Below are 12,899 nucleotides of genomic sequence, written 5' to 3'. Positions count from 1 at the left end.
CCTAAAAAATGATCCTATATTCATGGCTCCATCAGAAGTTGTCTTGCTAAAACAAATCACACATTATTCTTTACACCTGATTTTTCCGGTGTTTATTGCACTGGTTTTTTTTCGTAAAAACTGGAAAAAAGCGTACCTGATTATGTTAGCTACGATGCTTGTAGACCTGGATCATCTTTTTGCCAATCCGGTGTTTGACCCATCCAGAAATAGTATAGGCTTTCACATTTTACATTCCTATTATGCAATTGCAGTGTATGTTCTGATGCTGTTTTTTAAAGGGAATATTAGAATTGCTGCCGTTGGGCTTTTGTTCCATATGCTGACGGATTTTCAGGACTTTACCCTCTGGACTCATTAAAATAACATTAATATTACCTTTTAATCTTCCGATTTTTATAGATTTTTCGTATTTTGTAATCACTTTATGAGATTCAAAGAATTTTTACATTATACTTATATTTTTCCTGTCCTTACAGTCGGTTACTATTTTTCCGGACTCATGGGAGGTGGTGTTATATATGACATCATTGCAGGTGTTTTTCTTATTGGAAGCGTCTTATCGGCGGTACATCATGCCGAAGTAGTCGCTCATAAAGTAGGAGAGCCTTTTGGAAGTATTATTCTGGCCCTATGTATTACCATTATTGAAGTGGCACTCATCATCTCACTGATGGTTGCCGGCGGAGATCAGGCGATCACGCTGGCCAGAGATACCGTTTTTGCCGCAGTAATGCTTATCCTGAATGGAATTCTAGGTATATGTATTCTGGTAGGCGGCGTAAAATACCATGAACAGTTCTTTGCAAGAACTTCTGCCACCACGTATCTGGTAAGTATTGTTTCCATTTTAGTGCTGACACTTGTGCTTCCTAATTTTACTTCCAGTGTCAACGGCCCTTTTTATAATGAAGCACAGCTTATCTTTATTTCCATTGCCTGTCTTGCTATCTACGGAGTATTCCTGATGGTACAGACGGTTCGCCATAGAAGTTATTTCATCGTTCCTGATGAACATCCTGAAGAACATTATATTCCCTCATTAACGAAGACATTCATAAGCTTTGCCTTTTTGGTGATTTGTCTGGTGATTGTGGTTCTAATGGCTAAAGGCCTTTCCGATACTATTGAGGGTATGGTACAAAGTCTTGGTGCTCCAAAGTCCCTGGTAGGGGTGATTATTGCCGCCGTAGTGCTTCTTCCTGAAGGGGTAGCGGCCATACGTGCTGCAAGGGCCAATCAGATACAGTCAAGTTTAAACCTGGCATTAGGTTCAGCGCTTGCAAGTATAGGACTGACCATTCCGGCAGTATCAGCGGTATGCATCATGTATGATATCCCATTGGTGCTGGGACTGGATAAAAAAGATATTATCCTGCTTTCCTTATCCGTGTTTATTGTCATGCTTTCGTTAAGCAGGGGAAAAACAAATATCCTTTATGGGACTGTCCTTTTAGTCAATCTGGCGGCCTATATCTTTACGGTAATCGTTCCTTAAAAAAATAAATATCTCGAAATCTTGTATTCCAAATACAAACTCACTAAAGTCTTCTGGCCAATTCCATTTTAAATGCCATTAATTTGGCAATATTTTCGGATTTGTAGATGGCCATATCCGCATTTTCACCCACAAAATTTTCCTCAATAGTCGTTCGCCAGAGTTTCAGCCATTGATCAAAGTGCTTTTGTTCCATGGCCTGCTGCTCGTTGATGGGAAAATGTACACCCATGGGATTTCCTTTATATGTCATCTGCCCAAAAAGAATAGACTCCCAAAAAGAATACATTTTTGGAAGGTGTTTATCCCAGTCTACTTTTGCAATATCATTAAAAAAGAACCCAATAGTCTCATCTTTAACCACTTTGGTGTAAAATGAATTGACGAGGTGTTCAATGTCTTCTCTTGACTCCAGCTTTTTCATATTTCAAATGTACTGCAAATTCAATTTAAAAATCAAATCACAAGATTGATAAATTTCATGAAAACAATATTTTATCTTTGTACCGAAGTAAAGACGAATAGAAAATTTGCCGATTCACAAATTCCTGAAGTTCTTTAATCAAGAAAAAATACAAAAATGACAAGAGGATTCAGAAAAAAAATACGTCAGAAAAATACTGAAAACAGTGGCTTCGGAAGTAATGCATCGGGAAGATTTATCAATAAAGACGGCCTCCCGAATGTTCAGAGAACAGGAGTGAATGTTTTCAATAGGTTAAGCTGGTATCACACGATGCTGAACTTATCTTCATTCCGCTTTATTTCCTACCTGGTTGTGGCCTATATCCTGATTAATCTGGTCTTTGCCATGATTTATTATCTCATTGGAGTAGAACACCTGACCGGAATAGATAAGAGCGATCCCCTCAACGAATTTATTGATGTATTCTTCTTCAGTTCACAGACATTTACAACGGTAGGGTATGGAAGAATAGCCCCTGTAGGTTTTATGGCCAGCCTGGTGGCTACTTTTGAAGCTTTTTTGGGATTGCTTACCTTTGCTATTGCTACCGGACTTTTTTATGGGAGATTTTCAAGGCCCCGGGCTTATTTAAGATTTTCTGATATCGCTGTGATCGCTCCTTTTCAGGAGGCTACAGCATTGATGTTCAGGCTTGCTCCATATAAAAATAATGCCCTTACAGATGCTGATGTTATTGTATCTGCTGCTATTGAAGTGATTGAAAATGGGGTTCCCAAAAGTAATTTTTATCGATTAGAGACCCATTTAAGCAAAATCAATACATTGGCCTTAAACTGGACTGTAGTACATAAAATAGATGAAAATTCACCATTTTATGGGTTTTCAGAAGAAGATTTTAATGCTACGGATATTGAGCTTATTGTTCAGGTGCGTGCATTTGATGAAGTTTTTTCCAATACAGTAGTTCAGAGGTCTTCATATGTGACAGGAGAAATTATTTATGGAGCCAGATTTGTTCCCATGTATTATCCTAATAAAGATAACCAGACCACAATTTTGGATCTGGATAAAATTAATGAATATCAAAAGGAAGAACTGACGGCTTTAGTAAGAAATAAAGAATAAATGGACTTAGATTTTTATAAAAAACAGGCTTTACAAAAGCAAAAAGAACATAAAAAGTTTTTGGATGGATTAAAGAAAAAACCTCCCAGAAATCTGGATTATATTGTTCAGGAAACCCATGATGAAGTCTTTGAAGAAATCAACTGCTTGCAATGTGCCAATTGCTGTAAAACAACCGGACCTTTATATACTGAAAAAGATATTGAACGTATCGCAAAACATTTGCGAATGAAGCAGGCCGATTTTGAAGCAAAATTTCTGAGAACAGATGAAGATAACGATAAAGTATTACAGAATCTTCCCTGTTTTTTTCTGAATAATGACAATACCTGTTCTATCTACGAGGTAAGGCCGAAAGCCTGTAGGGAATATCCTCATACCGACCGTAAAAAGATCTACCAGATCAATCATCTGATGCTGAATAATACAGTGATTTGCCCCGCCGCTTTTGAATTTGTAGAAAAAATGATGAAAAACGTTACAAAATAGAATATTTTGCTAAATCCTCTTAAATAATTATAAAGTACGTTAAATAAGACCTTTATGGATAATTTTATAAATGATGTGTCGTTTAGTTTAAACAATCATTTAAATATTACATTATGAAAAAGTTATTTTTAACGGCAGCGTTTACATTAGTCGGAGTAATCGCAGTATCGGCTCAAACACAAACTCAGAAGCCTGCCGAAACTACTACTAGTAACCAAACGACAACTCAAACACAACAGCAGAGTCCGCAGACTACCACAGACTGGACTACCTCATCAACTACCAGCGGGCAAAAACAAACCACTACAGCAGAGGCTTCTACTGCTACCCCAGCAGCAGATGCTACAGTAAGCACCGGAAGCACTATGGAAGCGACTAAACCTGCCGAAGCAACTAAAGAAGAGAAGAAAAGTAAAAAGAAAAAGTAAAGCATTTTAGTAAACACCGAAAGAATCCTGAAATCTAGTATTTCAGGGTTTTTTTTGATCAATTTCTTTGATTCTGAATGCTACTATCCTGCGGACTAAATCAAGAGGTAAATCCTTTGTAATAGGGAACTGCACGGCTCCTTTCGAAAACTTGTAATTTCCTTCTTTGAAATCCTCCTCAAAAGTCTTTATCCCTTCAGCACCAGGATAAAAACCAATATGATTCTTATATGCTGCAAAATAGACCAATGGTTTACCTTTATATCTAAAAGCCGGCATTTGATAGCTTATATACTCTTCCAGGTCTGTGGACTGAGTATGGATGGCTTTTCTGAGTTCCTCTAATTTTTCCTGAATTTCTTCCGGAAACAACAGGAAGTATTCATTACTATTTTTGAAGGTATTTGTCATGAAATAAAAATAAAAAAAGTGCTGCATATAGCAACACTTTCTCCTTTCACTTTTTACTTTTTTCCCATTATCCCGGGAACAGGCTGTATCAAAAAAGGTCGGGATTTTTTCCCAACCTTATATTTTATGTTATACAACTCCCTGAGCCAACATTGCTTCTGCTACTTTTACGAAGCCGGCAATATTTGCACCTTTCACGTAGTTTACATAACCGTCTTCGTCTTTTCCGTAGTCTCTACAAGCTTTGTGGATACCGATCATGATTTCTTTTAATCTTGCGTCTACTTCTTCAGAAGTCCAGTTTAAACGGATAGAGTTCTGAGTCATTTCTAATCCTGATGTAGCAACACCTCCAGCATTGGAAGCCTTACCAGGAGAGAATAATACTTTATTATCAAGGAAATAGTTGATTGCATCCAGTGTAGAAGGCATATTAGCCGCTTCCGTTACACACAGACATCCGCTTTCAACCAGTTTCTTAGCGTCATCTAAATCTAATTCATTCTGAGTTGCAGAAGGGAAGGCAACATCACACTTGATGTCCCAAGGACGTTTCCCAGCGTGGAATTCAGCAGAAGGATATTTTTTAGCATAATCTTCAGCTCTGTTGTTTCCTGAAGATCTTAATTCTAATAAATAATCAATTTTTTCTCCGCTAATACCATCTTTATCGTAGATATATCCGTCCGGACCAGAGATGGTTACTACTTTAGCACCAAGCTCCGTTGCTTTTTTGATAACTCCCCAGGCTACGTTTCCGAACCCTGATACCGTTACTGTTTTACCTTTGAAATCTTGTCCGATAGTCTTAAGCATCTGCTCAGCAAAATATACTACACCATATCCTGTAGCTTCAGGACGGATCAATGAACCTCCATAAGCAAGACCTTTCCCGGTAAGAACTCCTGTAAATTCATTTCTGATTTTCTTATACTGTCCGAATAGGTATCCGATTTCTCTTGCCCCTACACCGATATCTCCTGCAGGTACATCTGTTTCAGGACCAATGTGCTTACATAATTCTGTCATGAAAGCCTGGCAGAAACGCATTACTTCCATATCAGATTTACCCTGTGGATCAAAATCTGAACCTCCTTTACCACCACCCATTGGAAGGGTTGTTAATGAATTTTTAAATACCTGCTCGAAAGCTAAGAATTTAAGAACAGACAGGTTTACTGTAGGGTGGAAACGGATTCCTCCTTTGTATGGCCCAATAGCAGAGTTCATCTGAATTCTGAAACCTCTGTTAACCTGGATCTCTCCTTTATCATCAACCCATGGAACTCTGAAAATAATAATTCTTTCAGCTTCAGCCATTCTTTCAAGCAGCTTCATTCCGGTGTATTCTTTTTTGGTAGCAATGAACGGAATTACGGTTACGGCAACTTCTTTTACAGCCTGTAAAAATTCCGGTTCGTTAGGATTTTTTGCTTCAATTTTTGCAATAAACTCTTGGATTTTCTGGTCAATATTATATTGTTCCATATATTAAGGTTGAATATTATTGTCAACAAATTTAATTTTTTTTTCAAGATTCACAACACTCTATTTTAACATTGTTGAAAATTAAATAATAATGTTTCAAAATATTATTAAATTAATAATTTACTATTAAATTTTATTAAAAATGAAATGTTATATATGAAATAATGCAGTATTAAGAAATCGTTAATTCTTAAATTGCGATAAATTGCCTCCCGGAAAATGATTTTACTTTCCCTAAAAGCTCCAATTCTAAAATGACTGGTAAAATTTTGTGAGTGGAAATTTCAATTTCCATCGAAAGATCATCCAGGGATATTTGTGGATTCTCTTTTATAAATTGATATATTGTCTGTTGAAAATCAGTTAATTGTACCATTGATTCACTATACGGGAAAAGCTCTTCAATTTTCTGCTGAGGATGGTTCCATCCCAGCAGATTGATAAGGTCTCTGAGGGTGGAAATGGCGGTTGCTTTATGATGGAAAATCAATTGATTACAGCCTTGGCTACAGGAGTCAGTAATTTTTCCCGGAAGAGCAAAAACATCCCGGTTATAGTCATTGGCAAAAGTTGCCGTACTTACAGATCCTCCTCCGAATCCTGTTTCTACAACAATGGTAGAAGGCGAAATTCCGGCCACAATTCTGTTCCTTTGAATGAAATTTTCGCGGTCCGGTTTTCTGGCTGAGCTGAACTCTGTAAGTAATACTCCTCCTTCCTGAAGAATTTTTTCTGACAGTCTTCTGTTGTTGGCCGGATATAAAAACTGGAAACCGTGAGCAAGTACTGCTGCTGTAGGTTTTTTGTGTAGAATAGATTGTTCATGCACTTCTTTATCAACACCCAATGCAAGGCCGCTTACCGATAAAAAAGGAGCAGACTGCGTTGCTTCAAAAAAATCATGGATGAATTGCCGGCCATAAGCCGTCATATTCCGGGTTCCTACGATGCTTACCTTCCGAAGTGAATCATCAAGTTTTCCTTTTTGATACAATATGGCAGGAGCATCCGGGCATTCATGAAGAAGATTGGGAATTTCTTTAAGATGTCTTAGTTTGATCTGGATATTATTCTTTTCGCAAAATTTTAATTCTTTTTCTGCAAAATCCAGATGTTCTTTATTTCCAATGCCGGAAACGGTTTTTTGTCCCAGTCCTTCCAGTTTTTTATATTCCTTTTTAGCCCTTTTCCACGTTTCTTCTGCACTTCCAAAAGTCCGGATAAGTTTATAAAAATTAATATCACCAATCTGGCTGCATTCGCGAAGGGCAATTGCATATAAATATTCTTCAGAAATCATGTGTGTTTTTTTCCAAATGTAGTGAAAATAAGTTTTTATTTCTTCCTTAATTCCTCCAAATGATTCCAGATATCATCTCTCTTTTTATAAGGTAATTCCAGAAAATCTTCAGGATGATTTTCTTTATATTCCTGCCACAGTTTGTCATCCTTTTCACTGTAATAATTAGGGAATTCCCAGATGTATTTTTTCTTTTTTTCACCTACATTTTTAAAGGCAAAAGCAATAATGCTTCCTACTACCGCACCGGAAAGATGGGCCTGCCAAGAGATCTTACTCGGTTCTTGCATAGTATAGAATAGCTCCTCAGGAAGCATGCCCCAAACTAAACTTCCATAATACAGAACGACAAGCAATGATATGGTAAGCAGCTTTGTATTCCACTTAAATACTCCGCTAAAGAAAAGGAAAAATGCAAGAACGTAGACCACACCGCTGGCTCCAATGGTACAGGTGTACATATAATCACCGGTGAGAATATCTATAGGGGGAAGAAGCCAGACCAGAAGTCCTGTGGCCAGCCAGCCAATAATAAATACCTTATTGGCTACTAAAGGATAAAACTGGTACAGCAGAAACATCAGGGCAGCAACAGGAATGGAGTTTCCTATAATATGATCTATATTCCCATGTAAAAGGGGAGAAGTGATAATCCCCAGCAATCCCTCCGGTACTAAAGGGATAATAGCCCCAAAGCAACTTCCAAAAAAGCCGCGCATCTGTAAAAAGTATCCGAACCACATTGCCGAAAGCATCAGCGGGGGGTATATCATTGCTTTTTTGGAAAGTACATTTTTAAACATGCAGATGGTACGTCAAATCAAAAGCCAACGGTAAATTTCGGAAAATTTGTCGATGAATCAGATTCTACTGAGCTGATTTTAAGACAAAAGGTATCAATTTATTTTTTGCAACGAGTATTTTGGCATTGAATTTATTCATATACTACCTTATTGAGGTTGAAATCTGATGAAAAATGAATTTTTTGGAGATCAATTGACCTTTAAGAAAAATTATATTTAATATTTTTGCATTGAAAATTTTTTAGAAGATGAAGCGGTTTTTATTAATTCTTTCCTTTTTCATAGGGATTTATGTAAGTGCACAAGAAGAATTGAAAAAAGATTCTGTAGTGGTAGACACAGTAAAATACTGGTCTGTGTTAGGGAAAAACACAGTAATGATTAACCAGGCCGCCTTTTCCAACTGGGTGGGTGGTGGAGCCAACAATGTGGGCTGGCTTGCCGGTATCAATTACAATATGACTTATGAAAAGGAAAATGACCTTTGGGAAAATATCGTTATCTTGGGATATGGACAAAATGATACTAAAGGGCAGGGAATAAGAAAAACCCAGGATGTTATGAATATTTCTACAAACTACGGGAGAAAGTTTTCCAAAAGCTGGTATTTCTCTTTAGGAGCTGGTGTACAGTCTCAGTTTGCTCCGGGATATGAAGATGGTAATAATCCAGATGCCAAGAAAATATCGAATTTTATGGCTCCCGGGTATCTGAATGTCGGGATGGGTATTACGTACCGGCCCAACGATGATTTAACGGTGACCTTGCGTCCTACCAACGCCAGATGGACTTTTGTATTGGATAAAAACCTTCAGCTGGCGGGAAATTATGGGTTGAAAAATGATGGGGATTCTTCATTACTGCAGTTTGGTTTTCTGGGAACGGCTATATATAAAGTGAAAATTATGGAAGATATTCATTTAACCAATACAGCTTCTGTCTTTTCCAATTACCTTGACCGCCCTGACAGGCTGGTTCTTGCTTACGGAGCCATTTTGAACCTGAAAGTTAACAAGTTTATTTCTTCCAATATAAGTTTAGATTTGCTGTATGATCATAATCAAATAGAGAAAACTCAGCTAAAACAAACGCTGGGGATTGGTTTCGCCTACACGCTGGATAATGGTGTGAAACGCTCTGACCGTAAAGACAGCCAGTGGTGGATTAAGAAATAGATGATCACAAAATATATAAAAAAAGTACTTCTGAAAGGAGTGCTTTTTTGTGTATTAGTAAGATTTTATTTTAAGTACTTTTAAGTTTAAGGTTTTTTGTTTTGATGCCGGTGAGTTTTAAACTGTTTATCTTTAATTGGTTATAAATAAAATTTTGTTGTTGTAAAATTCAAATTAAAGTGAGTATTACCAAGGCGTAAATTATTATTTATACATTTGCAAGGAAAATAGTTAATTATGAAAAAACTTTTATTGATGGCTTCCATTTCTTTTGGGGCTATTGCAATGGCACAGGAAACTAAAACTGATGCTCCTGCAGCAGATACTGTAAAAGCCTGGTCTATTCAGGGACAAAACACATTAATGCTTAATCAGGCTGCCTTTTCCAATTGGGTCGGAGGTGGAGCCAACAACGTGGGATGGCTTGCCGGTGTCAATTACAACCTGACTTATGAAAAAGGCAAAGATCTTTGGGAAAATGTTATTATCCTGGGATATGGCCAAAACAACACTCAGGGTACGGGCGTAAGAAAAACCCAAGACGTTATCAATCTTTCTACTAACTACGGTAGAGAATTTGCCAAAAACTGGTATTATTCTATGGGAGCAAGTCTTCAGACTCAATTTGCTCCGGGATATGAGGATGGCAATAATCCTGATGCTAAAAAAATATCAAACTTTTTTGCACCGGGATATTTAAATTTAGGAGCCGGTGTTACCTATCGTCCTAATGATAATTTTACGATGACACTACGTCCTGCCAATGCAAGATGGACTTTTGTTCTGGATAAAGATCTTCAAAAAGCAGGAACATATGGCCTTAAAAATGACGGAGATTCTTCTCTTTTTCAATTCGGTTTCCTGGGAACAGCTATTTACAAGCTGAAAATCATGGAGAATATAAGCCTGATCAACACGGGTTCTGTTTTTTCAAATTATCTTGATCATCCGGACAGACTGGTTCTTGGATATAGTGGAGTGCTAAATATGAAGATCAATAAATATATTTCTACCAATGTAACACTGGATTTATTATATGACCACAACCAGATCAAGAAAACCCAGCTGAAACAAACATTAGGAGTAGGGCTAGCTTATAATATTGATAACGGAAAGAAACGTTCAGATAACAAGGATAACCAGGGGTGGCTTAAGAAATAATCTTAATCACTATACATAATAAGAAAGCACTTCAATTTGAAGTGCTTTCTTATGTATCAATTATATAAGTCTTAAAATTCTAAATCAACTTCTAATTTCTCCGCCAATAGCTTTGAAATTTTTTCTTTTAGAGGCTCTATGTCGATATTCTGCATCGCATCATTTGCAAATGCATACAAAAGAAGTGCCTGTGCTTCTTTTTTAGAAATACCTCTTGCTCTAAGATAGAACAGGGCATCTTCATTAAGCTGGCCTACTGTACATCCGTGAGAACATTTTACATCATCTGCAAAAATTTCCAATTGAGGTTTTGTATCAATACTTGCCCCTTCGCTTAATAAGACATTGTTGTTTTGCTGGTAAGCATTCGTTTTCTGGGCAATTTTGTCAACAAAAACTTTCCCATTGAAAACACCGTGTGCATTACCGTCAAAAATACCTTTGTAGTTCTGATAACTTTCACAGTTCGGATAATTGTGGTGAACGGCTGTATGGTGATCTACCAGCTGATCTTTTCCGATAATGGTAATCCCGTTCATAAATGAATTGATATTTGATCCATTATGAATGAAATCCAGGTTATTTCTTACCAGTTTACCTCCAAAAGAGAATGTATTCACCGTCGTTAAACTGTCTTTCTCCTGTTTTGCGAAAGTGCTGTCAATCAGGTAAGAAGTATTATTGTCGTTCTGAAGTTTATGCCAATCTGCTTTTGCATTTGGAAAGGTGAAGATCTCAGTCACAGAATTGGTCAGCACATAAGTGCTGTCAAAATTATGGTGGCTTTCAATAACCTCTACTTTTGCTCCTTCTTCTACGATCAATAGGTTTCTTGTATTGTAGAATGTATTTTCCTCCTGGTTTTGAGAAATATAGAAAACATGAATAGGTTTTTCAATCACTACATTTTTAGGAACTTTTAAAAAGAATCCATATTTGCAGTAGGCAAGGTTTAAGTTTGTGAAAGCTAAATCCTTAGATGCAATAGTGTTAAAGTATTGATCAAAAACTTCTTTATGCTGATCATCATTCAATGCGTAATTGAATGAAAGGAATTCTACGTTTTCTATAGAAACCTTAGAAAGCTCTTTGTGAAGCTTCCCGTTTACAAAAACAATCCAGTCGAAATTTTCCTCTCCTAAGTGCAGTTGGTCAAACTGCTCTTTAGTGATGTTATGGTTCTCTTTTGGAAAGAAATTGTAGTCTTTCTCTGTGATCTCCCTTAGATTGGTATATTTAAACTCTTCGTCTTTTTTGGTAGGAAAACCTGTTTTGGCAAACTCTCCTAAAGCCTGAACTCTCGTTTCATCCAAAAAACGGTGACGAAGTGTACTGAGAAATTCGTTATGATTATTTAAAATTTGTTCGTTTAAACTCATTGTTTATTTGAAATTTGAGATTTGAGATTTGAAATTACGGACGGTTAAATTTATTGCCATTATGCTCGATAGTTTTTAAATATCTTATAAAGCCGGAAATCATCTTTGATAAATCCGTATAATCCTTTTTCAAATCATTAAATTCATTTTCGGTAATAAAATTTCTATCAAACGCTCTGATTAATTGAGATCTTACTTCTCCACATGAACCTTTTGACATAGATAGAAAATTAATAAATTCTTTATTTCCCTCCCTTTCAAAACCTTCTGCGATGTTATCCATTACAGAAGCCGATGAACGGTCTATTTGATTTTTAATGTTTAAACTGCAATTTGAATTTTGTACGAGTGAGATGAAAATTTTATGGCATAATTCTCTGGATTTTTTCCATATTTCTAAATCCTCAAAATTATTTATAGTTGCCATAATCTCAAATCTCAAATCGCAAATTTCAAACTAGTTAAGCAGCCAGTCGTAACCTTTCTCTTCAAGCTCTAACGCTAAAGATTTATCACCTGTTTTGATGATTTTTCCATTCGCTAAAACGTGAACAAAGTCAGGCTGAATATAGTTAAGCAATCTTTGATAGTGCGTAATCAAAAGAACTGCATTTCCTTCATTTTTAAAGTGATTTACTCCATCTGCTACAATTCTTAAAGCATCAATATCTAATCCTGAATCTGTTTCATCAAGAATAGCCAATTTAGGATTAAGCATCATCATCTGGAAGATCTCATTTCTTTTTTTTTCACCTCCGGAGAATCCCTCGTTTAATGATCTTGAAAGGAAATCTTTTTTGATCCCTAATTTTTCAGATTTTTCACGGATTAATGCAAGCATTTCTTTTGCCGGCATTTCTTCCAGTCCATTTGCTTTTCTGGTTTCGTTTAGAGCGGCCTTGATAAAGTTTGTTACAGAAACTCCCGGAATTTCCACGGGATACTGGAAAGAAAGGAAGATTCCTTTATGTGCTCTGTCTTCAGGTGCATCTTCGCTGATGTTTTTTCCTTCGAAAAGAATTTCTCCATCAGTCACTTCATAATCCTCTTTTCCTGCAATTACAGAAGAAAGTGTGGATTTACCAGCTCCGTTTGGCCCCATGATAGCGTGAACTTCACCTGGCTTTATTTCAAGATTAATACCCTTTAATATTTCTGCGCCATCCTCAATTTTGGCGTGAAGGTTTTTAATTTCTAACATTTTATTTGCTTAAA

At 36.7% G+C, this 12,899-nt stretch carries 15 protein-coding genes; 7 read left to right on the top strand and 8 right to left on the bottom strand.

Going from position 1 to position 12,899, the window contains the following annotated elements; translation table 11 throughout:
• Positions 1-22 precede the first annotated feature (22 nt).
• Positions 23-361 (top strand): DUF6122 family protein, encoded by a 339-nt coding sequence (locus MP478_RS17925; RefSeq protein ID WP_230033431.1) that lies wholly within the window; start codon positions 23-25, stop codon positions 359-361.
• A gap of 66 nt (positions 362-427) precedes the next feature.
• On the top strand, positions 428-1,498 hold the full coding sequence (locus MP478_RS17920) for a calcium:proton antiporter (protein WP_230033433.1): 1,071 nt from the start codon (positions 428-430) through the stop codon (positions 1,496-1,498).
• Positions 1,499-1,541: 43 nt separating this feature from the next.
• Here the strand turns inward: MP478_RS17920 and MP478_RS17915 are convergent, their stop codons facing one another.
• A complete protein-coding gene (locus MP478_RS17915) occupies positions 1,542-1,922 on the bottom strand; it encodes a group III truncated hemoglobin (protein WP_257201216.1) in 381 nt (126 codons plus the stop codon).
• A 156-nt stretch (positions 1,923-2,078) separates the two neighbouring features.
• Between MP478_RS17915 and MP478_RS17910 the strand changes: the two genes are divergently transcribed.
• The 3 genes from MP478_RS17910 (at position 2,079) to MP478_RS17900 (ending at position 3,967) form a co-directional block, all read left to right on the top strand.
• Positions 2,079-3,050, top strand: coding sequence for an ion channel (locus MP478_RS17910; RefSeq protein WP_257201215.1), 972 nt, complete (start codon positions 2,079-2,081; stop codon positions 3,048-3,050).
• Complete coding sequence (locus tag MP478_RS17905) at positions 3,051-3,539, top strand: YkgJ family cysteine cluster protein (protein WP_257201213.1); 489 nt, start codon at positions 3,051-3,053, stop codon at positions 3,537-3,539.
• Positions 3,540-3,652: 113 nt separating this feature from the next.
• Positions 3,653-3,967, top strand: coding sequence for a hypothetical protein (locus tag MP478_RS17900; protein WP_257201212.1), 315 nt, complete (start codon positions 3,653-3,655; stop codon positions 3,965-3,967).
• A gap of 42 nt (positions 3,968-4,009) precedes the next feature.
• Here the strand turns inward: MP478_RS17900 and MP478_RS17895 are convergent, their stop codons facing one another.
• The 4 genes from MP478_RS17895 to MP478_RS17880 all read right to left on the bottom strand — a co-directional run bounded on the left by MP478_RS17895 (position 4,010) and on the right by MP478_RS17880 (position 7,969).
• Positions 4,010-4,378, bottom strand: a complete 369-nt coding sequence (locus MP478_RS17895; RefSeq protein ID WP_257190248.1) for an iron chaperone — start codon at positions 4,376-4,378, stop codon at positions 4,010-4,012.
• Positions 4,379-4,507: 129 nt separating this feature from the next.
• A complete protein-coding gene (gene gdhA, locus MP478_RS17890; RefSeq protein WP_230033445.1) occupies positions 4,508-5,866 on the bottom strand; it encodes an NADP-specific glutamate dehydrogenase in 1,359 nt (452 codons plus the stop codon).
• 190 nt (positions 5,867-6,056) lie between these two features.
• Complete coding sequence (gene dprA / locus MP478_RS17885; RefSeq protein ID WP_257201211.1) at positions 6,057-7,166, bottom strand: DNA-processing protein DprA; 1,110 nt, start codon at positions 7,164-7,166, stop codon at positions 6,057-6,059.
• 35 nt (positions 7,167-7,201) lie between these two features.
• On the bottom strand, positions 7,202-7,969 hold the full coding sequence (locus tag MP478_RS17880; protein ID WP_257190250.1) for a rhomboid family intramembrane serine protease: 768 nt from the start codon (positions 7,967-7,969) through the stop codon (positions 7,202-7,204).
• A gap of 248 nt (positions 7,970-8,217) precedes the next feature.
• Between MP478_RS17880 and MP478_RS17875 the strand changes: the two genes are divergently transcribed.
• The gene (locus MP478_RS17875) at positions 8,218-9,144 is read left to right on the top strand and encodes a DUF3078 domain-containing protein (RefSeq protein WP_257190251.1); all 927 of its coding nucleotides are present in this window, start codon (positions 8,218-8,220) and stop codon (positions 9,142-9,144) included.
• 237 nt (positions 9,145-9,381) lie between these two features.
• Positions 9,382-10,305 carry a DUF3078 domain-containing protein gene (locus tag MP478_RS17870; protein ID WP_230033454.1) on the top strand — a complete coding sequence of 308 codons (924 nt, stop codon included), beginning with the start codon at positions 9,382-9,384 and terminating at the stop codon, positions 10,303-10,305.
• A gap of 71 nt (positions 10,306-10,376) precedes the next feature.
• Here the strand turns inward: MP478_RS17870 and sufD are convergent, their stop codons facing one another.
• The 3 genes from sufD to sufC are packed head-to-tail and all read right to left on the bottom strand — an operon-like array spanning position 10,377 to position 12,885.
• On the bottom strand, positions 10,377-11,684 hold the full coding sequence (sufD, locus tag MP478_RS17865; protein WP_230033456.1) for a Fe-S cluster assembly protein SufD: 1,308 nt from the start codon (positions 11,682-11,684) through the stop codon (positions 10,377-10,379).
• 34 nt (positions 11,685-11,718) lie between these two features.
• Entirely contained in the window at positions 11,719-12,111 is a 393-nt protein-coding gene (locus MP478_RS17860; protein WP_230033458.1) for a four helix bundle protein, read from the bottom strand.
• Between the two features lie 30 nt (positions 12,112-12,141).
• Positions 12,142-12,885 carry a Fe-S cluster assembly ATPase SufC gene (sufC, locus tag MP478_RS17855; protein WP_230033460.1) on the bottom strand — a complete coding sequence of 248 codons (744 nt, stop codon included), beginning with the start codon at positions 12,883-12,885 and terminating at the stop codon, positions 12,142-12,144.
• Between the last annotated feature and the right edge of the window lie 14 nt (positions 12,886-12,899).

Source organism: Chryseobacterium sp. WG14 (assembly GCF_024586945.1).
Taxonomy (GTDB): Bacteria; Bacteroidota; Bacteroidia; order Flavobacteriales; family Weeksellaceae; genus Chryseobacterium.
Note: the sequence above shows the minus strand (reverse complement) of the source record. Positions and strands in the feature narration are given on the sequence as shown.